A 22,007-nucleotide genomic window follows, 5' to 3' on the forward strand; every position below is an offset into this window, starting at 1 on the left:
GGGCCGCCGGCGAGCCGGGTCGCGACGATCCGCGTGGCGCGGCCCGGCCGGGCGGCGAGGGTGCCGGTCAGCTCCAGCCGGTCGCCGTCGAGGCGGTGGCCGGTGAGGTCGGCCCGCGGGCGCTGCACCCGGAACGTCAGGGCCCCGTCGGCGACCGGCTTCACGCGGACGCCCGGCGCGACGTCCCGGCACGGCGTCCAGGCCAGGACGGGGGCGCGGGTGGGACGGACCCGCCCCCGGCGGCGCAGCCCCCGGGTGACGACCTCCACGTGCAGCTCCCAGGCCGCCGGACGCCACCGCCGGCCGATCCGCAGCCGCTCCGGGTCGATCAGGGCGCTGAACCCCGCCCAGTCGTAGGAGGCCTCCGCCTGCCCGGAGCGGGCCGTGACCTCGGGACGGTAGGTGCGCCGCACCTCCAGCGGGACGCGGCGGCGCCGCTTCGGCTCCACCAGCCACATCCGGACGCGGGAGTCGCGTTCGCGGGAGACGTCCAGCGAGGAGATGTGCGCCCAGCCCTCCACGCGCAGCATCCCGTCCTCCCACGCGACCCGGTCGGCGAACGCCCACAGCGGCAGCCGGTCGGTGACGTCGTAGACCTCGTCGGGCACACCTTTGGAACGGTCCCGGAAGTAGGGCAGGGTCGTGTAGAAGCGGGGACGCAGCAGGCCCCGGCGCACGGTGCGCGGGGCGGGCCGGTCGTCCGGGCGGGCCTCCAGGATCTCCAGCAGCTCGGGCAGCATCCCGCGTTCCAGCAGGTGGAAGCGGAGCCGTTTGGCGGGGGCCAGGTCCCGCAGCACCCGCGGGTCGGTCCCGGCCAGGCACTCGCGGCCCAGCTCCATGGCGCGCGCCCGGTCGGCCTCGGCGAGATGGGGCAGCGCCTCGGTGAGCACGCCGAGATCGACGTCCACGGCGTACCGGTCGTAGCTGGGGCGCAGCAGGGGCGCGCGTTCGTCCAGGAACGCGCGGACCCGGCGGACCGACGTGATGCGGTCCTCCAGGTTGGCCAGCTCGGCCCGGCGCTGGGTGATGGAGCCGGGGCGCTCCCGCCAGTAGTAGACGTGCTCGGGCAGGACGTCCACGCTGTCGGCCAGCACGTGCGCCCGCACCATCACCGGCGAGTCCTCGTAGAGCATGCCGGGGAACGCCAGCCCGTGCCGGTCCCAGAAGTCGCGGCGGAACACCTTGTTCCACACCATCCGGTCCTGCATGAGGGTGGTGCGGCGGGTGACGTGGGTCCGCAGCGCGCGCCGCCCGAACGGCTCGCGGTGCGCCCAGCTCTGCCACACCCGGCCCGCGTCGAACCGGTTGACGTTGCCGCACGCGAAGTCCGACCCGGTCCGCTCCAGCGTGCCGGTCATCAGCTCGAACGCTCCGCGCGCCACCACGTCGTCGGAGTCCACGAACGCCAGGTAGCGGCCGGTGGCGTGCCGCACCCCGGTGTTGCGCGCGGGCCCGAGCCCCCGGTTGTCCTGCTGCACGAGCCGGAACCGGGGGTCGCGGTCGGCGTAGGACTTGGCGATGACCGTACTGCCGTCGGGGGACCCGTCGTCGACCATGACGACCTCGATGTCGCGCAGCGTCTGGCCCGCCAGCGACTCCAGACACTCCCCGAGGTAGTCCTCGACGTTGTAGAACGGCACGACGACGCTCAGCACGGCCCTCTCCGGGCCCATCCCCCGATCAGTCACACATGGCACATACCCGGTTACGCACCGGCTTGATCGTGGGTTCTAGCGGTTCACCAGCCGCACGGCGGGGGCGTCGGCCCGTCCCTGGCGCGGCACCAGGGTCGCGACCGGCCCGGCGGCCGACCCGGCCGGCTCGGCGTCGAGCCGGGCGAGCGTGCGGACGTACTGCCGGGAGGTCAGCCAGAACTTGTAGATGATGGCGCACTCGAAGGCCAGCAGCAGGGCCCCGGTGGCGACGGTCATCGGGACGATCGCGCCGGTGAGGGGGCCCACGATGAACACCGCCATCTGGAACTCGATGCCGCTGACCAGGTGGGTGCGGACGCGGTGGCGGGTCAGGTGGCGGCGGAACCGCAGGTAGCGGGGGTAGCGGCCGGCGGCCTCCCGGTCCAGCTCGGGCCTGCGCGCCGGTCCGGCGGCGGCCGGGTCGGCCGGGCCCGGCGCGGCGTCCTCCGCCGGTTCGGGCTCCCCGCCGCGCTGGAGCAGGGTCGTGCTCATCAGCCGCCGGAACTTGGCGATCTGCGGGCCGTTCAGGTACCGCACCATGTCCAGCACGATCACGGCGAAGCCGAGCGCCAGATAGTCGACCTGCCCGGTGACCAGGTACTGCCCGACCGCCAGGGTGATCGCGCAGCAGGCGTCGCGGACCCGGTCGAGCATGTAGTCCAGCCAGCCGCCGAACGGCGTGCCGGTACCCTTCAGCCGGGCGAGCTTGCCGTCCACGCAGTCCAGCACGAAGCACAGGTGGTAGAGCGCCGCGCCCACCGCCAGCCAGCCCGCGGTGCCGCGCAGGAAGCAGGCGGCCGCGCCCAGCCCGAGGGCGAACGCCGCCAGCGTGATCTGGTCGGGGGTGATCCGGGTGCGGTTGGCGACCAGCCGGGTCAGCCGTATCGCGACCGGGTCGACCAGCAGGACCGTCCACCACGCGTCGCGGTCCTTGCAGACGGCACGGACATCTTCCAGTGAGAACGTCGCCATGCGGCCAGCATGGTGACGACGGGTGACACGCCGGGCGCGCATCGCGATCGCTCGACCATGGCCTGACGCAGACTTGACCCGGAGGCGACCGGGTCGCGTGGAACACGGGACCGTGCCGGGCGGTGGGCGCGCTCTCCTCCCTCACTGGGCCATCGAACGGCAAAGAGCGGCGGAAGCTCCCCCTTCCGGGGCGCCGGAGCGCACATCGTTGGTGGCTGTGGAAGACAAGGTCAAGATCAGTGTCGTGGTCCCCGTCTACAACGCGGGGACGTACCTCGACGCGTGCGTGGCGTCGGTGCTGGGGCAGTCGCTGCCGCCGGAGGAGTACGAGGCCGTCTTCGTCGACGACGGCTCGACCGACGGCACGGGCGAACGGCTGGTCGCCGCCGTCGCCGGGCACGACCACGTCCGGGTCGTGCGCACCGAGAACTCCGGCGGTCCGGGCCGCCCGCGCAACCTGGGGCTGGACATGGCGCGCGGCGAGTACGTGTACTTCCTGGACTGCGACGACTGGCTCGGGCCCGAGGCGCTGGAACGCATGTACGCGATGGCCGCCCGCAACCGCTCGGACGTGCTGGTCGGGCGGCTGGTGGGGCACGGGCGCGGCGTTCCGCGGCGGCTGTTCCGGCGGGACCGCGACCGCGCCGAGATCCTCGCCCACCACCTGCTGACGCTGCTCACCCCGCACAAGCTGTTCCGCACGGCCTTCCTGCGCGAGCACGGCCTGCGCTTCCCCGAGGGGCCGGTGCGGCTGGAGGACCACCGGTTCTGCGTGCCCGCCTACCTCAAGGCCGAGGTCATCTCGGTGCTGGCGAGCTATCCGTGCTGCCACTGGGTCAAGCGGGCCGACGAGGGCAACTACTCCTCCCGGCGCTTCGACCCCGAGCACTACTTCGGGGCGCTGCGCGAGGTGCTGGACATGGTGGACGAGCACGTCCCGCCGGGCGAGACCAGGGACCGCTTCTACGCGCACTGGCTGCGCGGCAAGATGCTGCAACGGGTGGGCGGCCGCAGGCTGCTGAACTATCCCCCGGAGTACCGGCGCGAGCTGTACGCGGCCGTCCGGCGGCTGGCGGTGGAGCGGTTCGCGCCCGGGACCGACCGGTTCCTCCCGGCGGGCTACCGGCCGCGCGCCGTCATACTGCGCGCCGGGAGCTACGCGGAGCTGGAGGCGCTGGCCGAGGCGGAGAAGCGGATCGTCGTCCGGGCGAGGGCGGTGGAGATGCGGCTGGAGAACGGCGCGCTGACCCTCGTGCTGTCGGCCGAGCTCGTCTACCGGGACGGCGGGCCGGTGCCGTTCCGCCGCGTGGACCGGAACGGCGGGCGGCGGGTGCTGTGGAATCCGCCGGTCGTGCTCGGCACGCCGATCCCCGAGGAGGCCCGGGACATGACCGACGCGCTGCCCCGCGCGGGCGTGGAGGTGTTCGCCCGGCACCGGAGCACCCGGGACGAGGCGGCGTTCGCGGTGATCGCGCGGCGGCGGGAGGAGGAGGGCCCGGACGAGCACCTGCTGTTCGACGTGCGGGCGCGGCTGGAGGGCCTGGCCGACCTGGCCCCCGGCGCCTGGGACCTGCGCGTCCGTATCAACGCCTGCGGGTGGAACCCGCACCGCCGCGTTCCCGGGGTGTGGCTGCTGGTGTCCCTGGACGGGGCGGCCGAGCTGCGCGTGGACCGCGCGTTCCCGGGGGCGCCGGAGGGGTTCCGGCGGCTGCGCCGCGTGGGGCGGCGGGTGCCGGGGCTGCGCCGGGCCGTGCGGGTCGTGCGGACCCTGTCCTAGGGGCGCACGACCCGCACGGCGGGGATCTGCTCGGCGACCGCCGTGCGGATCGCGTCCGCCAGCGCCCCGAACTCCGCGGCGCGCGGGGAGGTGCCGCGGAACGCCAGCCCGACGCGGCGGAACGGGGCCGGGCCCGCGAAGCGGCGCGGCGCCAGGTCGGGGGCGCGGCGCGTCTCCACCTCCAGCGCCGTCTCGGGGACCAGGGTCACGCCCAGCCCGCCGGAGACCAGCTGGACGAGGGTGGCCAAGCTCGTGGCGTAGGTCGCGGCGGCGGCGCGGGCGCCGACCTCGCGGCACACGTCCAGCGCCTGGTCGCGCAGGCAGTGGCCCTCGTTGAGGAGGATGACGTCCAGGTCGGCCAGCGTCTCGCGGGGCAGCGGGTCGGGCAGGTCGGTCGCGGCGGGGGCGACCAGGACGAAGTCCTCCTCGTAGAGGGTGAGTTCCGTCACCCCGGGGACGGGGGACGGCAGCGCCAGCACCACGACGTCGAGGCGTCCGGTCTGGAGGTCGGCGACGATCGCCTCGGTCTGCTCCTCGTGCACCGACAGCTCCAGCCCCGGGAAGTCGGCGGCCAGCCGGGGCAGCACGACCGGCAGCAGGTAGGGCGCGACGGTGGGGATCACGCCGACGCGCAGCGGCCCGACCAGGGTGCCGCTGGCCGCCTGCACCTCCTCCACCAGGCGGTCCAGCTCGGTGAGCACGGTCTCGGCGCGGCGGGCCACCCGTTCCCCCGCCGGTGTGAGCAGGACCCGGCGTGTCGTACGCTCCACCAACCGGACGTTTAGGGTCTCCTCCAGGGCGGCCACGGCGCCGGACAGCGCGGGCTGGCTCATCCGCAGGGCGGCGGCGGCGTCCCGGAAGTGCAGGTGCTCCGCCAGGGCCGCGAAGGCGCGCAGCTGGGCCACCGTTGGCCTGCTGATAGCAAACTCCTATGAGTGTGAAGAGACAGATCGATTTCTCTTTTCACGATACCTGAGGCACTCTGAGTGACGTCGGGGGCGGACGCGACGCTGGGCCGTCGCCCTCTCTCCCCCGCATTCCGCCTGATCAGGCAGACGAAACTCGCAATCAAAGGAGCCTGCGTGCTTACTGTCGGTGACCAGTTCCCCGAGTACGAGCTGACCGCCTGCGTCTCCCTGGACCCGGACAACGCCTTCGAGACGATCAACCACAAGACCTACGAGGGCAAGTGGCGGGTCGTCTTCTTCTGGCCCAAGGACTTCACCTTCATCTGTCCGACCGAGATCGCCGAGTTCGGCCGGCTCAACGAGGAGTTCGCCGACCGCGACGCCCAGGTCCTCGGCGCCTCCGTGGACAACGAGTTCGTCCACTTCGCCTGGCGCAAGGACCACCCGGACCTGCGCGACCTGCCCTTCCCGATGCTGTCGGACCTCAACCGCGAGCTGACGGAGGCCCTGGGCATCCTGACCCCGGACGGCGTCGCCCAGCGCGCAACCTTCATCGTCGACCCGAACAACGAGATCCAGTTCTCGATGGTCACCGCCGGCTCGGTGGGCCGCAACGTCAAGGAGGTCCTGCGGGTCCTCGACGCCCTGCAGTCCGACGAGCTGTGCCCCTGCAACTGGAACAAGGGCGAGGACACCCTGGACGCCACCAAGCTGATGGCCGGCGCCTGACCGACCGCCCCAGCCCGGTAGCCAGCCCGGTAGCACGCACGACGACGGCCGGTCGCGCCGCCCGCGACCGGCCGTTCGCGTTCTCTCGAAAGGACCCGCAGCAATGAGCGTTGACGCGCTGAAGTCGTCCCTGCCCGACTACGCCAAGGACACCAAGCTCAACCTGGGCTCGGTGACCTCCACCTCGCAGCTCACCGAACAGCAGCTGTGGGGCACCGTGCTGGCCTCCGCGCTGGCCGGCCGCAACCCGGTCGTGATCCGCGAGCTCGCCGAGGAGGCCGGGGACTACCTGTCGGCCGAGGCGTTCGACGCCGCCAAGGGCGCCGCGTCGATCATGGCCATGAACAACGTCTACTACCGCTCGATGCACCTGCTGAGCGACGAGACCTACGAGACCCTGCGCGCGGGCCTGCGGATGAACATCATCGGCAAGCCGGGCGTGGAGAAGGTCGACTTCGAGCTGTGGTGCCTGGCGGTCTCGGCGATCAACGGCTGCGGCAAGTGCCTGGACGCCCACGAGAAGGTGCTGCGCGACGCGGGCATGCCGCGCGAGCAGATCCAGGAGGCCATCAAGATCGCCTCCGTGGTGCACGCCGCCGCGCTGACCCTGGAGGGCGAGGCCGCGCTGGCCCCGGCCACCGTCTGACCCTCCCACGACGTGCGAAGGCCCCGGGTCGCCCCGGGGCCTTCGGCGTTCAGCGGGTCACTCCCACTCGATGGTGCCGGGCGGCTTGGAGGTCACGTCCACGACGACCCGGTTGATCTCGCGGACCTCGTTGGTGATCCGGGTGGAGATCTTCTGCAGCACGTCGTAGGGCAGCCGGGCCCAGTCGGCGGTCATGGCGTCCTCGCTGGTCACCGGGCGCAGCACGACCGGGTGGCCGTAGGTGCGGCCGTCGCCCTGCACGCCGACCGAGCGGACGTCGGCCAGCAGCACCACCGGGAACTGCCACACCTCGCGGTCCAGCCCGGCGCGGGTCAGCTCCTCGCGGGCGATGGCGTCGGCGTCGCGCAGGATGTCCAGGCGCTCGCGGGTCACCTCGCCGATGATCCGGATGCCCAGGCCGGGGCCGGGGAACGGCTGCCGCCAGACGATCTCGGCGGGCAGGCCGAGCTGCTCGCCCAGCGCGCGGACCTCGTCCTTGAACAGCGCCCGCAACGGCTCCACCAGCTGGAACTGGAGGTCGTCGGGGAGGCCGCCGACGTTGTGGTGCGACTTGATGTTGGCCGCGCCGGTGCCGCCGCCGGACTCCACCACGTCCGGGTACAGGGTGCCCTGGACGAGGAACTCCACGGGCTCGGCCGCGTCCTCGCCGACAATCTCGCGCGCGGCCGCCTCGAACACGCGGATGAACTCACGTCCGATGATCTTGCGCTTCTCCTCGGGGTCGACGACCCCGGCCAGCGCGTCCAGGAAGCGCTCCTGGGCGTCCACGACGTGCAGGTTCACGCCGGTCGCCGCGACGAAGTCCTTCTCGACCTGCTCGGGCTCGCCCTTGCGCAGCAGGCCGTGGTCCACGAACACGCAGGTCAGCTGGTCGCCGATGGCGCGCTGCACCAGCGCGGCGGCGACCGCCGAGTCCACGCCGCCCGACAGGCCGCAGATGGCGCGCTTGTCGCCGACCTGGGCGCGGATCGCCTCGATCTGCTCCTCGGCGATGTTGACCATGGTCCAGCTCGGGCGGCAGCCCGCGCCCTCGTACAGGAAGCGGCGCAGCATCTCCATGCCGTGCTCGGTGTGCAGCACCTCGGGATGGAACTGCACCCCGTAGAAGCCCCGCTCGGGGTCCTCCATGCCCGCGACCGGCGTCACCTCGGTCCGCGCCGTGACGGTGAAGCCCTCCGGGGCGCGGCTGACGAAGTCGCGGTGCGACATCCACACCGCCTGCTCAGCCGGCTGCCCGTCGAACAGCACGCCCGGGTCGGTGACCGCGATGGTCGCGCCGCCGTACTCGGCGACCTCGGAGTTCTCCACGGTGCCGCCGAGCGCCTGCGCCATCACCTGGTGGCCGTAGCAGATGCCGAGCGTCGGCACCGCCAGGTCGAACAGTCCGTCGGGGGCGATCGGCGCGCCCTCCTCGTACACCGAGGCCGGACCACCCGACAGGATGATCGCCTTCGGCTTCTTGGCCAGCATCTCGGCCGCCGGCATGGTCGACGGCACGATCTCGCTGTACACATGGCATTCCCGGACCCGCCGCGCGATCAGCTGCGCGTACTGCGCGCCGAAGTCGACGACGAGAACGGTGTCAAAGGTCTGGTCTACGGCCACCAACAGCGCCTTTCGCAGGGACACGACGGGTTCAGGCGGAGGAATCTCCAGTCTACGGGCCTCTGCCTGCGCTGATGGCGCGGGCGGGCATGGTGGTCCCCACACAGCGTTTCCGGCCGATAACGGTCGGCTTCCTTTTGGCGGTCTCCATCGCGACCCCCGGCGTCCCTCTGCTACCAGTTGGTGACGTACCGTATCTGTTCCGTGACTCCGTCCCTTCCGCCGCCCGTGCCCGAGGAGTGTCGTGAAATCGCTGGCCGCCGCCGTCCTGTTCGTCGCCGCCTTGGTCCCCGTCGCCGGGGACGCCGCCCGGCCCGCGGCCGGGGACGGCGGATGCGCCCCGGCCCTGGCCAGGATCCGCGCGGAGGCGCTGCACCGGGGCGTTCCGGAGCGCAACGAGGTCCCCGCCGCCGAGGTCCCGAGGATCGAGAGCGAGCTGTCGTCCCTGCTGTCCCGGCTGACGTCCTCCCCCACGCGGCGTGAGCGCGTCCCCGACCGGGTGACCGTCCCGGTGTACTTCCACGTCCTGCACGACGGCGGGCGCGGCAACCTGACCGACGAGCAGGTCAGGGGGCAGATCGCGGTGATGAACGCGGCCTACGGCGGTGGCCGCGGGGGCGCCGACACCGGCGTCTCGTTCGTCCTCAAGGAGATCACCCGCAGCGACAACGCGGACTGGTACGCCCACCCCGAGACGCACGAGGCGACCTACAAGTCCCGGCTGCGGCGCGGCGGGGCGGACACGCTGAACCTCTACAGCGCCTCGCTGGGCGAGGACCTGCTCGGCTGGTCCACGTTCCCGTGGAAGTACCGGTCGGAGCCGAGGATGGACGGCGTGGTGATCCACATCGGCGCCCTGCCGGACGGCACGATCACCAACTACGACCGCGGGTACAGCGCCGTCCACGAGGTCGGCCACTGGATGGGCCTCTACCACACGTTCCAGGACGGCTGCGGCACGCCCGGCGACCGGGTGGACGACACCCCGGAGGAGCGCGACCCGACCAACGGCTGCCCCGACCGCAAGGACACCTGCCCGGCCCCCGGCGAGGATCCGATCCACAACTTCATGGACTACGCCTGGGACGCCTGCATGACCCACTTCACGGCGGGCCAGGGCGCCCGCATGCGCCAGGTCTGGTCCGCCTACCGCGCCCGGTAGGCGGCGGTCAGGGCCGCGGCGTCGCGTTCCGGGAGGCGGCGGACCGCCTCCCGGAACGTGACGCCGGACATCTCGCCGAGGTGCGCCTCCGTCCAGCCGCGCACCCAGCCCGGGTCCCTCTTCGACAGTTCACGCAGCACCCAGCCGAGCGCCTTGCGGATGAAGAACTCCCGCTCCCCGATCAGCGCCTCGCCGTAGCGGGACAGGCGCTCCCGGTCGGGGGCGCCCGCGCGGATCCCCGGCAGCAGCGCCAGCAGGGACGTGCGGCGTATCCACATCCAGGGGTCGGCCACCCACCGGTCCAGCGTCCCGGCCAGTTCCGGGAACCGCAGCACCAGCGCGCCCACGACCTTGTCCGCCAGGACGTCCACGTAGACCCAGCTCACCGAGTCGCGGACCAGGCGTTCGGCGAACGCGGCGTCCTCCGCCGCGAGCGCGCCGACGTTGCGGACCAGCACCTCGACGGCGGCCATGCGCGCCTCGTGGACGGGCGTCCCGGAGTCGGTCACCGCCCACAGCGCCCCGGCCAGGGCCAGGGTCCCGGCGCGCGTGCCGGCGGCCGGGCGCACCGTGCGCCGGATGTCCGGGACCGGCACGCCCAGGTGGACCAGGTCGCTCTTCAGATAGTCCTTCTCCCGCGCCGCGCGCTCGGGCGCCCCCCGCTCGCGCAGTTCCTTCATGATCCGGTCGGTGCTGTCCTCGACGGCGTTCACGGGGCCCCACGTTAGGGGCCGTCGCGCGGCGGCGGGGGAGATCAGGTGATCTCGACGATCGGGAGGCGGAGCGCGCCCGGGGCGTCGGCGGGGACGACCGGGTTCTTCGGCGGCGTCGCCGGGATGCGCCGGTAGGCCGCCCCCAGCGCCGGGCGCGGGTCCTCCTCCCCCTTGTTCGGCCACAGGGCCATGGCGCGTTCGGCCTGCGCGGTGATCGTGAGCGACGGGTTGACGCCCAGGTTCGCCGAGATGGCCGAGCCGTCCACGACGTGCAGGCCGGGATGCCCGTACACGCGGTGGTAGGGGTCGATGACGCCGGTCTCCGGGGAGTCGCCGATCGCGCAGCCGCCCAGGAAGTGGGCCGTCAGCGGGATGTCGAACAGGTCGCCCCAGCCGCCGCCCGCCATGCCGCCGACCTCCTCGGCCAGCAGCCGGGTCGCCTCGTGGCCCTCGGGGATCCAGGTCGGGTTCGGCTCGCCGTGGCCCTGCGCGGCGCGCACGTCCCAGCCCAGCGGCCCCCGCCTGGGCTTGAGGGTGATGGAGTTGTCGCGCGTCTGCATGACCAGCGCGATGACCGTGCGCTCCGACCAGTGCCGCACGTCCAGCAGCTGCACCAGGTCCCTGGGGCGGCGCGCGATGTGCCCGAGGAACTTCAGCCAGCGCGGGCGCCGCCGCTCCCCGGGCCGGTCGCCGTCCACCAGGAGGGTCTGGAGGCCCGCCATCAGGTTGGAGCCCCGGCCGTAGCGGACCGGCTCGATGTGGGTGTCGGGCGTCGGGTGGAACGAGGAGGTGATCGCCACGCCCCGCGAGTAGTCCGGCCCCGGCCTTCCGTTGCGGCGGCCCGCGCCGAGGATCGCCTCGGAGTTGGTGCGGGTCAGCACGCCCAGCCGGTCCGACAGGAACGGCAGCCGCCCGGTCGACTTCAGCTTGTGCAGCAGCTTCTGCGTGCCGTAGGTCCCGGCCGCGAACACCACCTGCTCGCAGCGGAACGTCCTCCGGTTGCGCCCGAACGACCCGGTGCGGACGATCTCCACCTCGTAGCCGCCGTCCACCAGCGGCGTCACCCGCGTGACCCGGCTGAGCGGCATGATCCGCGCCCCGGCCCGCTCCGCCAGGTAGAGGTAGTTCTCGGTCAGCATGTTCTTGCCGCCGTGGCGGCAGCCGACCATGCACTCGCCGCACTCGGTGCAGCCCCGGCGGCGCGGCCCGGCCCCGCCGAAGAACGGGTCGTCCCTCTCCACGCCCGGCCCGTCGCCGAAGTACACGCCGACGGGGGTGTGGACGAAGGTGTCGGCCTTGCCCATGCGCTCGGCGACGCGCCTCATCGCCTTGTCGGCGTCGGTCACCGTGGGGTTGGTGACGACGCCCAGCATCCGCCTGGCCTGGTCGTAGTAGGGCGCGAGCTCGGACTTCCAGTCGGTGATGTGCGCCCACTGCCGGTCCTTGAAGAACGGCTCCGGCGGGACGTACAGCGTGTTGGCGTAGTTCAGCGAGCCGCCGCCCACGCCCGCTCCGGCCAGCACCATCACCCGCGACGACTTCTCGCCCCGGATGAGGTGGATGCGCTGGATGCCGGTGAGGCCGAGCGCCGGGGCCCACACGTAGCGGGAGACCCGCCAGTTGGTCTTCGGCAGCTCCGCGTGGCGGGCCCCGGGGCCGGCGTCGGGGGCGGTGTCGTACCGCCGCCCGGCCTCGACCACCCCGACCTTGTAGCCCTTCTCGGTCAGCCGCAGCGCGGTGACGCTGCCGCCGAAGCCGGAACCGATGACCAGGACGTCGTAGTCGTACGTGCGCGTCATGGGCGGCCGCCTACTTGATCCGCAGTTTCGCCATGTACCTGACGCCGTTCGCCATGAGGTCGGCGAACCGGTCGAACGGCATCGACCCCGGCGGCTCCAGGTCCATCCAGTGCTGGCTGGCGATGTTCTGGACCTCGGTGAACTTCAGCAGGCCCTCCGCGCCGTGCCGGCGGCCGACGCCGGACTGCTTGAAGCCGCCCATCGGGGCGTCGTAGGAGGCGTAGGCCGCGCCGTAGCCGTCGTTGATGTTGACGGTGCCCGCCTCGATCCGCGCGGCGACCCGGCGTCCCCGCGCCACGTCCCGCGTCCAGACCGAGGCGTTCAGGCCGTACTCGGTGTCGTTGGCGCGGGCGACGACCTCGTCCTCGTCGCGGAACCGGTAGACCGACACGACGGGTCCGAACGTCTCGTTCGCGCACAGGTCCATCTCGCCGGACACGTCGGTCAGCACCGTCGGCTCGAAGAACAGCGGCCCGATGTCCGGACGGGGCCTGCCCCCGGCCAGGACGGTCGCGCCCTCCTTGACGGCCTGCTCGACATGCGCGGTGACGGCCTCCAGCTGGCGGGCGTGGGTGAGTGAGCCCATGTCGGCGGAGAAGTCCAGGCCCGCGCCCAGTTCCATGCCCTTGACCAGCTCGACGAAGCGCGGCACGAACCGGTCGTAGACGTCCTCGTGGACGTACATCCGCTCGATGGAGATGCAGAGCTGGCCGGCGTTGGTGAAGCAGGCGCGGACGGCCCCGCGCGCGGCGCGCTCCACGTCGGCGTCGTCCAGCACGATCATCGGGTTCTTGCCGCCGAGCTCCAGCGAGTAGTTCACCAGGCGCGGGGCCGTCTTGGCGGCGATGGCCCGGCCGCCCCGGGTGGAACCGGTGAACGACACGTAGTCGGCGTTCTCGATCAGCGGGTCGCCGATCTCGGCCGGTTCGCCGACGACGACCTGCCACAGGTCGCGCGGCAGGCCCAGGTCGACCAGCAGGGCCCGCACCCACAGGCTGGACAGGCAGGTCTGGGTGTCGGGCTTGTGGACGACGGCGTTCCCGGCCATCAGCGCGGGCGCGATGTCGCTGGCCCCGAGCGCGAACGGGTAGTTCCACGGCGAGATCAGCCCGACGACGCCCTTGGGGTGCCGCAGCTCCCGCACCCGCACCACGCCGGGGAACGTGCCCTGGCGGCGCCTGGGCCTCAGCAGCTTCTCGGCGCGGCGCGCGTAGTACAGCGAGCACAGCGCGACGTCGAGGAACTCCTCCAGCGCGTGCCGGCGCGCCTTGCCGGTCTCCAGCTGGATGATGTCGAGGATCTCCGCGCGGCGCTCGACCATGGCCTCGGGCAGCCGCAGGAACGGCTTGACGCGTTCGCGGACCGGCAGCCGCGCCCAGGAGCGCTGCGCCTCGCGGGCCCGGTCGTAGGCCCGGCGGACGTCGTCGGCGCCCGACAGCGGGACGGTCGCCAGCGGTTCCCCCGTGAAGGGGGCGGGGATCGTCGCCGTTCCGGCCCCGCCGGGGACGAGGTGCGAGACGAGCCGATCGAGGGTGTTCTGCGGGAGGCTGTACTTCGCCGCGCCGTTCGCGGGAACCGTCGGGGATGCCATGGAAGGCAGCGTATGACCAGGTGGCCATCTCTGACTACCTGCGAGTAACGACGCACTTTTGGTGATGTGTACCACATTCTCCGAATGGGCGGTGATCAATAGCGCGAGAAGTGCTGACGGACCGTTCCACATCCGGTCGAGTTCCGTAACCGGCGGACTGACCATGAGCGGTCGGTGTATTCCGGAAACAGGAGACCGGGCGCGTCCCGCGCCGGGGAGGGAACTCTCGGAACGCGCCGACGACGGAGGGGTGGGCATGGCGGAGACCGGTACGGGACGGACGACCAGGCGGGGCGGCGGCAACCGCCGGGAACGCCGCGAGCAGACCCGCGCCGCGCTGCTGGAGGCGGCCGAGCGCCTGTGGGCCGAACACGGCATCCACGGCGCCTCCCTCGACGACATCGCGTCCTCGGCGGGCCTCACCAAGGGGGCCGTCTACTCCAACTTCGCGGGCAAGACCGACCTGCTGCTGGCACTGCTGGAGCGGCACACCGACGACCGCCTCACCGACGGCCCCTGCCAGGAACTCCACGACGCCGCCCGGCCCCCCGAGGACCGCCTGCGGCGGGCCGGGCACGCCTACACGCGGCGCGTGACGGGCGACGGCGCGCGGTCCCGGGCGCTGCTGCTGGTGGAGTTCTGGCTCTACGGGATGCGCGACTACGCGGCCGGGTGGCGGATCGCCGACTGGTACGCCGAACGCCGTTCCCGCCTGGCCCGCCGCCTCACCGAACGCGACGGCCTGACCCCCGCCGACCGCGCCGCGCTGGTGGTCGCCCTGGACGTGGGGCTGACGTTCCAGCACCTGCTGGACCCGGAACGGGTACCCGCCGAACTGTACGAGAAGGGGATCCGGGCCCTGCTGGGCGGCGTGCTGTCCTAGAGGCCCTCGGCGGAGGGAAGGCCGTCGACCGGGCCGGACGGGCCGCCGTCGGGGGCGGGTCGCTCGGTCGCGGGCAGCTCCGCCTCGGGCTGGCCGGTCCCGGGCTCGGGCTCGGGCCGCTCGGCCTCGCTGGTGTCGTCGGGAACGGTCGGCGCGGCGAGCAGTCCGCTCACGTAGACCTTGCCCTGTGCCGCCGAGAACACCCGGTCGAAGTTGCGGACGTAGACGTCGTGCACGTGGCCGCCGAAGATCCACAGCATCGACTCGTCGTTGTAGCGCAGCGCGTCGGTGGTGTAGCTGTGGCTGCCGGTCAGCACCAGCTTGCGCCGGTGGCCCCTGTAGATCCCGTCGATGAGCAGGTACTTGGAGTGGGCGGTGCGGTTCTGGCCCCGGGTGAAGTAGCGGACCTCGGGGATGCCGTTGCGGCTCGGCTTGGTGAACGTCCGCATCGCGCTCTCGCCGATCTCGTCGGCGACGACCTGCACGCGGCAGCCCCGGTCGTCCAGTTTCGTCAGCCGTCCCGCCACGCCGGTGCGGGTGAGGATGCCGCTGGAGACGCGGATGCGGGTGCGGCCGCCGGTGCAGCTCACCCGGTCCAGCACGTCGCCGATCGGGTCACCGGTGGCCTTGGGGAAGTGGCTGACGCCCCGGTGGGCGGACCAGGTGGTGCGCCAGTAGTTCGCGTTGGCGCGCTTCCTGGCCAGGTCGTAGAAGTAGCGCCGGTAGGCGGTGTAGAGCCTGCGGTCCACGACGGTGTAGGCGTCGTTGTACTGGTTGTAGCCGCCGTTGGTGGCGTTGCTGGAGGTCTGCACGACCACGTTGCGCGAGTCGTAGGTGCGGGAGAACGCGTAGAACTTGTTGTGGTTCTTGCTCCACTTGCCCTTGGGCGCGGTGGCCACGCAGCCGCGGCGCGTCGGGCACAGCACGACCCAGGACGACCGGCGCGTGCTGGTGCCGAGGTTGCGGCGCAGGTAGTCGTAGACGGCGCGGTTGGCCTTGGCGCCGGTGGGCGAGTCGGAGTCCAGGATGATCCGGACCTTCACCCGGCGCTTGTGGGCGCGCACCAGCTCCTTGGCCATGCCGGGGGTGCGCAGCCGGAACAGGGAGACGTCGATCTCCGAGCCGCGCGGGGCGTTGCGGATCAGCTTCTTGACGTAGAGGTCGATCGCGCCGCGCTGCGCGGTGGTGCCGGTCGGCAGGTTGAACCGCACGCCCTGCGGGACGTAGCGCTTCTTCGGCTTCTTCGGCTTCTTGGGCTTCGCCTTGGCGACGGCCTGCGGCGCGACGTGCGCGACGCGCGTGACGTTCCCGTTGACGGCGGCCGTGGCGTCCACGGACCCGACCGCCAGAGCGACCAGCGACCCCCCGGCCGCGATGACGAACCGCCGCACTGCCACCTCCCCGTTCCCGTGACTCCTTGATCACGAAGAAAAGCGAGATTAGCAGCAATTTAGACTTTTGCCACTTATGAAAGCCTTGCCCCTTTTGCCACATCCGGTCAGAAAGAACGCCCCGTCCCGGCGGTGGGGACGGGGCGTCGCGATCCTGAGCAGGGAATTCGACGGTCAGGAGACGCTGTCGGGCGTCGCGACCGGCACGATGTCGGGCGCGCCGCGCCGCCGGGCGTCGGCCTCCTGGTCGCCCTCCTGGGCCTGGGAGGCGCGCTCGGCCTCGATCCGCTTGCGGTAGTACTCGATCTCGCGGTCGCGCTGCTTCTTGGACCAGCCCAGCACCGGCATCAGCAGGTCGGCGGCCTCCTGCGCCACGCCCAGCCCGCGGTCCCAGGTCTCGATGGAGATGCGGGTGCGGCGGGCCAGCACGTCGTTGAGGTGCCGCGCGCCCTCGTGCGACGCCGCGTAGACGATCTCGGCGCGCAGGTAGTCGTCGGCGCCCTCCAGCGGGCGGCCCAGGTCCGGCCGCTCGGCGATCAGCCCGAGCAGGTCGTCCACCAGCGTCCCGTAGCGCCGCATCAGGTGCTCGATCCGCGCCACGTGCAGCCCGGACCTGGACGCCAGCCGGTACCGGGCGTTCCACATCGCCTGGAAGCCGTCGCCGCCGACGATCGCGACCCGGTCGGTGCAGGACTCGGCGACCCTGCCGTCCAGGCCGTGCGCGACCGCGTCGATCGCGTCCTTGGCCATCACCCGGTAGGTCGTGTACTTGCCGCCCGCCACCAGCACCAGGCCGGGCACCGGGTGCGCCACGATGTGCTCGCGCGACAGCTTCGAGGTCTCCTCGCTCTCGCCCGACAGCAGCGGCCGCAGCCCCGCGTACACGCCCTCCACGTCGTCGTGCGTGAGCGGGGTGTTGAGCACCGCGTTGACGTGGTCCAGCACGTAGTCGATGTCGGCCTTGGACGCCGCCGGGTGCGCCCGGTCCAGGTCCCAGGCGGTGTCGGTGGTCCCGATGATCCAGTGCCGCCCCCACGGGATCACGAACAGCACCGACTTCTCGGTCCGCAGCAGGAGGCCGGTCGAGGAGTGGATGCGGTCCTTGGGCACCACCAGATGGATGCCCTTGGACGCCTTGACGTGGATCTGCCCGCGCCCGCCGACCAGTTCCTGGATGTCGTCGGTCCACACGCCGGTGGCGTTGACGACCTGCTTGGCGCGGACCTCGCTGGTCGTGCCGCCCTCCAGGTCGCGGACGCGCAGGCCGGTGACGCGCTCGCCCTCGCGCAGGAACCCCACGCACTGGGTCCGGGACGCGATCTGCGCGCCGTACCCGGCGGCGGTCCGCAGCAGCATCATCACGTAGCGGGCGTCGTCGACCTGCGCGTCCCAGAGCTGGATCGCGCCGACGAACGAGTCCTTGCGCAGCGCCGGGGCCAGCCTCAACGCCCCGCGCCGCGTCAGGTGCCGGTGGTGCGGCACGCCCCGCGTCGAGCCCATCTGGAACGCCAGCGCGTCGTACAGCGCCACGCCCGCGCCGAGGTAGCCGCGCTCCCACACGCGGTGCGTGGTCGGCAGCAGGAACGGCACCGGCCGCACCAGGTGCGGGGCGATGCGCTGGAGCAGCAGGCCGCGTTCGGTGAGCGCCTCCCGCACGAGGTCGAAGTTGTACTGCTCCAGGTAGCGCAGACCGCCGTGGATCAGCTTGGAGGACCGGGAGGAGGTGCCGGAGGCGAAGTCGCGCGCCTCCACCACCGCCACCGACAGTCCCCGGGTGGCGGCGTCCAGGGCGGCCCCGGCCCCGACGATCCCGGCCCCCACCACCACGACGTCGAACTCCTCCCGGGACATCCGGTCCAACGCCGTCGCCCGTTCGGCCGGGCCCAGCCGCGAACTGCCCAGCCCGGTCACCGGTGATCCCGTCATCGCGTCTCCCCCATGCGGTCGTACGGCGTTCGCCCCTTACCCCTACCCAACAGTAGGGAGCGGTCCACCCCCGCGTGATGGATTCCACGTGAACAACGCGCGAGGGCGGCGCGCACCCGGCGCGCCGCCCTCGTGGAGGACCGCTCAGGGACTCGGAGAGTCGGAGGTCAGAGGCTCAGAGGGTCTGCGGAGCCACCACGACCTGCACCCGCTGGAACTCCTTCAGCTCGGTGTACCCGGCGGTCGCCATCGAGCGGCGCAGCGCGCCGATCAGGTTCATCGAGCCGTCGGCCACGTGCGACGGGCCGTACAGGATCTGCTCCATGGTGCCGATCGTGCCCAGGTCCAGGCGGGTGCCGCGGGGCACGTCGCCGTGGTGGGCCTCGCTGCCCCAGTGGTAGCCGCGGCCCGGGGCCTCGGTGGCGCGCGCGAACGGCGACCCGACCATCACCGCGTCCGACCCGCAGGCGAACGCCTTGGCGACGTCGCCGGAGTTGGTCATGCCGCCGTCGGCGATGACGTGCACGTACCGGCCGCCGGACTCGTCCATGTAGTCGCGGCGCGCGGCGGCCACGTCGGCGACGGCGGTCGCCATCGGGACGGCCACGCCCAGCACGGTGCGGGTGGTGTGGCCCGAGCCGCCGCCGAAGCCCACCAGCACGCCCGCCGCGCCGGTCCGCATCAGGTGCAGCGCGGCGGTGTAGGTGGAGCAGCCGCCCACGATGACCGGGACGTCCAGGTCGTAGATGAACTGCTTGAGGTTCAGCGGCTCGGCGCGGCCGGAGACGTGCTCGGCCGACACGGTCGTGCCGCGGATCACGAACAGGTCCACCCCGGCGTCGATCACGGCCTTGTGGAACTGCGCGGTGCGCTGCGGCGACAGCCGCGCGGCGACCGTCACCCCCGCATCGCGGATCTCCTGGATCCGGCGGCCGATCAGGTCCTCCTTGATCGGCTCGGCGTAGATCTCCTGGAGCCGCTGGGTGGCGCGGGCGTCGTCCAGCGAGGCGATCTCGGCCAGCAGCGACTCGGGGTTCTCGTAGCGGGTCCACAGACCCTCCAGGTCGAGCACCGCCAGCCCGCCGAGCCGTCCCACCTGGATCGCGGTGGCCGGGCTGACCACGCTGTCCATCGGCGCGACGACCAGCGGCATCTCGAACCGGTAGGCGTCGATCTGCCAGGCGACACTGACCTCCTCGGGGTCGCGCGTCCGGCGGGACGGGACGATGCCGATGTCGTCGAACGCGAACGCCCGGCGACCGCTCTTGCCCCGGCCGATCTCCACCTCAGCAGCCACTGCGCTTCCTCTTTCTCGGGTCCCGCCCGGCCGCGTCGCGCGCGGCCGTGTCCGGGCCGTCCGTCATGATCCTGGGGAGTGTTCCCGTTCCGGATCCGGAAAACGCTCCCCCGTGAGCTTACGGCAGCCCGTCAGCGGCCCTGGTAGTTGGGCGCCTCGACGGTCATCTGGATGTCGTGCGGGTGGCTCTCGCGCAGGCCGGCCGAGGTGATCTGCATGAGCTGGCCGCGCTCCTGGAGCTCGGGGATCGTGCGCGCGCCGGCGTACCACATCGACTGGTGCAGGCCGCCGACGAGCTGGTGGGCGACGTTGGCCAGCGGGCCGCGGTAGGGCACCTGGCCCTCGACGCCCTCGGGGATCAGCTTCTCCTCGCTGGAGACGTCGGCCTGGGCGTAGCGGTCCTTGGAGAACGACATGCCGCGCTCGCGGTTGCGCATGGCGCCGAGCGAGCCCATGCCCCGGTAGGACTTGTACTGCTTGCCGTGCACGAAGATCAGCTCGCCGGGCGACTCCTCGATCCCGGCCAGCAGGCTGCCCAGCATCACGGTGCTCGCGCCCGCCACGAGCGCCTTGGCGATGTCGCCGGAGTACTGGAGTCCGCCGTCGCCGATGACCGGGACGCCGGCCTCGTTCGCGGCGCGGGCGGCCTCGAAGATCGCGGTGATCTGCGGGACGCCGACGCCCGCGACCACGCGGGTGGTGCAGATGGAGCCCGGTCCCACGCCGACCTTCACCGCGTCGGCGCCGGCCTCGGCCAGGACCTTGGCCCCGGCGTAGGTGGCGACGTTGCCGCCGACCACCTCCACCGACGAGTTCGCCTTGATCTTGGCGATGGTGTCGGCGACGCCCTTGGAGTGGCCGTGCGCGGTGTCCACCACGATCACGTCGGTGCCCGCCTCGACCAGCGCCTGGGCGCGGCGGATGGCGTCCTCGCCGACGCCCACGGCGGCGGCGACCAGCAGCCGGCCGTCGGCGTCCTTGGTGGAGTGGGGGTACTGCTCGCTCTTGGTGAAGTCCTTGACGGTGATCAGACCGCGCAGCCGGCCGTCGGCGTCCACCAGCGGAAGCTTCTCGATCTTGTTGTGGGCCAGCAGCCGGAACGCCTCCTCGCGGGAGACGTCCACCGGCGCGGTGACCAGCGGCATCGGGGTCATGACCTCGCGCACCGGGCGCGACAGGTCGGTCTCGAACCGCATGTCGCGGTTGGTGACGATGCCGACGAGGACGCCGCGCACGTCGGTGACCGGCACCCCGGAGATCCGGTAGCGGGCGCACATCTCCTCGACGTCGGCGAGGGTGGCGTCGGGCAGACAGGTCACCGGCTTGGTGATCATCCCGGCCTCGGAGCGCTTGACCCGGTCGGCCTCGGCGGCCTGCTCCTCGACCGACATGTTGCGGTGCAGCACGCCGATGCCGCCCTGGCGGGCCATCGCCACGGCGGTGCGCGACTCGGTCACGGTGTCCATGGCGGCCGACACCAGCGGGATGCGCAACGTGATGTTGCGGGTCAGCCGGGTGGTCGTGTCGGCCTCGCCGGGCTGCATGTCGGAGTAGCCCGGCAGCAGCAGCACGTCGTCGAAGGTCAGTCCCGGAGGGAGGAACTTGGCGGGCTCGGCTGCGGGGTTCATGGCGACCTTCCTGCGGTGATGGCGGTGTCCGACCAGGTCACGGCGACCTCGTCCCATGGTAGGCCGAGACCGTCCGCCGGGATGGCCGGTTGCGAGGGTCCGGCGCGTGGCGTGGGCGACATCCACTCCTCCCCGGTGAATCGTCGTAACGCCCCGGAGTTTCCGGACATTCCCCACGTCACAGGGGACGCGGGACGATCGTCGCCACACAGAAGGGGACGGGGGGTGCACCTGCGGGGGCGGCGCGCGTTAGCGTGGGAGTGTGCACGATGACGCTCCGCTCGACCCGTTCGCCGGCGACCCGGAGGACCCGGCGGCCTCGCTCGGCGACCCCGGCGAGGACGTCGTGCCGCTCAGCGTCGCCGAACGCGAGGACGTCCTGGCCGACCTGGCCGACCTGGAGGTCTTCCGCGCCCTGCTGGAGCCGCTGGGCGTACGCGGCCTGACCGTGGACTGCGGCGACTGCGGGAAGGTGCACTACATCGACTGGGACCTGCTGCACGGCAACCTGCGGCACCTGCTCGACCAGGGCCTGCCCCGCGTCCACGAGCCCGCGATGTCCCCCGACCCCGTCGACTACGTCAGCTGGGAGTACGCGCGCGGCTACGTCGACGGCGTGATCGACAGCGAGGAAGGCCGCGAGGGCGACTGACGCCGACCGCAGCGAAGCGAGGATCGACGTCAGTCCCAACCCGGGGGGCCTGGGGGCCTCCCCAGGCAACACTGACGCCGACCGCAACCAAGCGAGGAACGACATCAGTCCCAACCCGGGGGGCCTGGGGGCCTCCCCCAGGCAACACTGACGCCGACCACAGCCAAGCGAGGAACGACATCAGTTCCGATCGGGAGTCCGGGGGCCACCCCCAGGCGGCGCTGATGCCGGTCGTGCGCGGCGGCGGTCTCACCGGCGGTAGCGGTCGAGGCGTCTCTCGGCGCGGCGGCGGATCTCCTCCAGGCGGCGCTGGACCTCTTCGGCGCGTTCCCGCTGGTCGCCCGGCCGCGGCCGGTCCATCTGCGGTCCGGGCCCGGACTGCCAGGCGGGGCGGCCGTCCCGCGCGGGTGGGCGGCCCGGCGGCATGGACTCCACGCGGCCCTCCAGGTCCTCCAGGTCCTCGCGGACCTGGTCGTCCGGGCGGGGCCGGGTGGCGCGGTCGGGACGCTCGCCGCCCGCGCCGGGAGGCCGCGCCGCCGGGGCCGGGGCCTGGGGCGGGGTCTGGTCTGGTGGCGGGACGCGGCGGAGCCGGGCGCGGGAGGAGGGGGGCCCG

General features: G+C 72.5%; 17 protein-coding genes and 1 pseudogene. 6 read left to right on the top strand and 12 right to left on the bottom strand.

What is annotated here, in order from left to right; translation table 11 throughout:
* Together AKI01S_RS41600 and AKI01S_RS41605 are read right to left on the bottom strand one after the other, a co-directional pair.
* Positions 1–1,673, bottom strand: a 1,673-nt coding sequence (locus AKI01S_RS41600; protein WP_157420537.1) for a glycosyltransferase family 2 protein, incomplete at its 3' end; no start/stop codon positions are given.
* A 57-nt stretch (positions 1,674–1,730) separates the two neighbouring features.
* Positions 1,731–2,666, bottom strand: a complete 936-nt coding sequence (locus tag AKI01S_RS41605) for a CDP-alcohol phosphatidyltransferase family protein (RefSeq protein WP_067831245.1) — start codon at positions 2,664–2,666, stop codon at positions 1,731–1,733.
* Between the two features lie 217 nt (positions 2,667–2,883).
* Between AKI01S_RS41605 and AKI01S_RS41610 the strand changes: the two genes are divergently transcribed.
* A complete protein-coding gene (locus tag AKI01S_RS41610) occupies positions 2,884–4,443 on the top strand; it encodes a glycosyltransferase family 2 protein (RefSeq protein WP_169814104.1) in 1,560 nt (519 codons plus the stop codon).
* On the opposite strand, the gene AKI01S_RS41615 is transcribed toward AKI01S_RS41610, so the two are convergent.
* A complete protein-coding gene (locus AKI01S_RS41615; RefSeq protein WP_245682005.1) occupies positions 4,440–5,348 on the bottom strand; it encodes a hydrogen peroxide-inducible genes activator in 909 nt (302 codons plus the stop codon). The two genes, AKI01S_RS41610 and AKI01S_RS41615, sit on opposite strands and share 4 nt — an antisense overlap.
* Positions 5,349–5,525: 177 nt before the next feature.
* Here AKI01S_RS41615 and AKI01S_RS41620 point away from each other — a divergent pair, with 177 nt between their 5' ends.
* Both AKI01S_RS41620 and AKI01S_RS41625 read left to right on the top strand, forming a co-directional pair.
* Positions 5,526–6,080 (top strand): peroxiredoxin, encoded by a 555-nt coding sequence (locus AKI01S_RS41620; RefSeq protein ID WP_067831249.1) that lies wholly within the window; start codon positions 5,526–5,528, stop codon positions 6,078–6,080.
* 103 nt (positions 6,081–6,183) lie between these two features.
* Complete coding sequence (locus AKI01S_RS41625; protein WP_067831250.1) at positions 6,184–6,726, top strand: alkyl hydroperoxide reductase; 543 nt, start codon at positions 6,184–6,186, stop codon at positions 6,724–6,726.
* Between the two features lie 57 nt (positions 6,727–6,783).
* On the opposite strand, the gene guaA is transcribed toward AKI01S_RS41625, so the two are convergent.
* A complete protein-coding gene (gene guaA / locus AKI01S_RS41630; protein WP_067831265.1) occupies positions 6,784–8,358 on the bottom strand; it encodes a glutamine-hydrolyzing GMP synthase in 1,575 nt (524 codons plus the stop codon).
* 238 nt (positions 8,359–8,596) lie between these two features.
* Between guaA and AKI01S_RS52130 the strand changes: the two genes are divergently transcribed.
* Positions 8,597–9,514 (top strand): zinc metalloprotease, encoded by a 918-nt coding sequence (locus tag AKI01S_RS52130; RefSeq protein WP_067831252.1) that lies wholly within the window; start codon positions 8,597–8,599, stop codon positions 9,512–9,514.
* Here AKI01S_RS52130 and AKI01S_RS41640 read toward each other — a convergent pair.
* From AKI01S_RS41640 to AKI01S_RS41650, 3 genes are read right to left on the bottom strand one after another with little or no spacing between them, the layout of a single operon-like run.
* The gene (locus AKI01S_RS41640) at positions 9,499–10,227 is read right to left on the bottom strand and encodes a DNA alkylation repair protein (protein WP_084000771.1); all 729 of its coding nucleotides are present in this window, start codon (positions 10,225–10,227) and stop codon (positions 9,499–9,501) included. The genes AKI01S_RS52130 and AKI01S_RS41640 overlap by 16 nt on opposite strands.
* A 41-nt stretch (positions 10,228–10,268) precedes the next feature.
* On the bottom strand, positions 10,269–12,026 hold the full coding sequence (locus tag AKI01S_RS41645) for a GMC oxidoreductase (protein WP_067831253.1): 1,758 nt from the start codon (positions 12,024–12,026) through the stop codon (positions 10,269–10,271).
* A 10-nt stretch (positions 12,027–12,036) separates the two neighbouring features.
* Positions 12,037–13,617: a succinic semialdehyde dehydrogenase gene (locus AKI01S_RS41650; protein ID WP_067831254.1), complete on the bottom strand. Its 1,581-nt coding sequence runs from the start codon at positions 13,615–13,617 to the stop codon at positions 12,037–12,039.
* Between the two features lie 256 nt (positions 13,618–13,873).
* Here AKI01S_RS41650 and AKI01S_RS41655 point away from each other — a divergent pair, with 256 nt between their 5' ends.
* Positions 13,874–14,500, top strand: a complete 627-nt coding sequence (locus AKI01S_RS41655) for a TetR/AcrR family transcriptional regulator (protein WP_067831256.1) — start codon at positions 13,874–13,876, stop codon at positions 14,498–14,500.
* Here the strand turns inward: AKI01S_RS41655 and AKI01S_RS41660 are convergent.
* The 4 genes from AKI01S_RS41660 to guaB all read right to left on the bottom strand — a co-directional run bounded on the left by AKI01S_RS41660 (position 14,497) and on the right by guaB (position 20,742).
* Positions 14,497–15,891 (bottom strand): phospholipase D-like domain-containing protein, encoded by a 1,395-nt coding sequence (locus AKI01S_RS41660; protein ID WP_067831259.1) that lies wholly within the window; start codon positions 15,889–15,891, stop codon positions 14,497–14,499. The genes AKI01S_RS41655 and AKI01S_RS41660 overlap by 4 nt on opposite strands.
* 174 nt (positions 15,892–16,065) lie before the next feature.
* Positions 16,066–17,817, bottom strand: coding sequence for a glycerol-3-phosphate dehydrogenase/oxidase (locus tag AKI01S_RS41665; RefSeq protein WP_067831260.1), 1,752 nt, complete (start codon positions 17,815–17,817; stop codon positions 16,066–16,068).
* A gap of 175 nt (positions 17,818–17,992) precedes the next feature.
* Positions 17,993–19,102 (bottom strand): GuaB3 family IMP dehydrogenase-related protein, encoded by a 1,110-nt coding sequence (locus AKI01S_RS41670; RefSeq protein ID WP_067831261.1) that lies wholly within the window; start codon positions 19,100–19,102, stop codon positions 17,993–17,995.
* 143 nt (positions 19,103–19,245) lie between these two features.
* Positions 19,246–20,742, bottom strand: coding sequence for an IMP dehydrogenase (guaB, locus tag AKI01S_RS41675; protein WP_067831262.1), 1,497 nt, complete (start codon positions 20,740–20,742; stop codon positions 19,246–19,248).
* Positions 20,743–21,004: 262 nt separating this feature from the next.
* Here guaB and AKI01S_RS41680 point away from each other — a divergent pair, with 262 nt between their 5' ends.
* Positions 21,005–21,394 (top strand): DUF5319 domain-containing protein, encoded by a 390-nt coding sequence (locus AKI01S_RS41680; protein ID WP_067831263.1) that lies wholly within the window; start codon positions 21,005–21,007, stop codon positions 21,392–21,394.
* A gap of 249 nt (positions 21,395–21,643) precedes the next feature.
* Here the strand turns inward: AKI01S_RS41680 and AKI01S_RS52135 are convergent.
* Positions 21,644–22,007, bottom strand: a pseudogene (locus tag AKI01S_RS52135) (hypothetical protein); the annotation flags it as partial.

It is taken from the genome of Actinomadura kijaniata NBRC 14229, from assembly GCF_001552175.1.
Lineage (GTDB): Bacteria > Actinomycetota > Actinomycetes > Streptosporangiales > Streptosporangiaceae > Spirillospora > Spirillospora kijaniata.

What these genes read in the sequence shown, in the direction of transcription:
- AKI01S_RS41605 (WP_067831245.1), bottom strand. Translation starts at nt 2,666, where the DNA reads ATGGCGACGTTCTCACTGGAAGATGTCCGTGCCGTCTGCAAGGACCGC.
- AKI01S_RS41625 (WP_067831250.1), top strand. Translation starts at nt 6,184, where the DNA reads ATGAGCGTTGACGCGCTGAAGTCGTCCCTGCCCGACTACGCCAAGGAC.
- AKI01S_RS41645 (WP_067831253.1), bottom strand. Translation starts at nt 12,026, where the DNA reads ATGACGCGCACGTACGACTACGACGTCCTGGTCATCGGTTCCGGCTTC.
- AKI01S_RS41650 (WP_067831254.1), bottom strand. Translation starts at nt 13,617, where the DNA reads ATGGCATCCCCGACGGTTCCCGCGAACGGCGCGGCGAAGTACAGCCTC.
- AKI01S_RS41655 (WP_067831256.1), top strand. Translation starts at nt 13,874, where the DNA reads ATGGCGGAGACCGGTACGGGACGGACGACCAGGCGGGGCGGCGGCAAC.
- AKI01S_RS41665 (WP_067831260.1), bottom strand. Translation starts at nt 17,817, where the DNA reads ATGACGGGATCACCGGTGACCGGGCTGGGCAGTTCGCGGCTGGGCCCG.
- guaB (WP_067831262.1), bottom strand. Translation starts at nt 20,742, where the DNA reads ATGAACCCCGCAGCCGAGCCCGCCAAGTTCCTCCCTCCGGGACTGACC.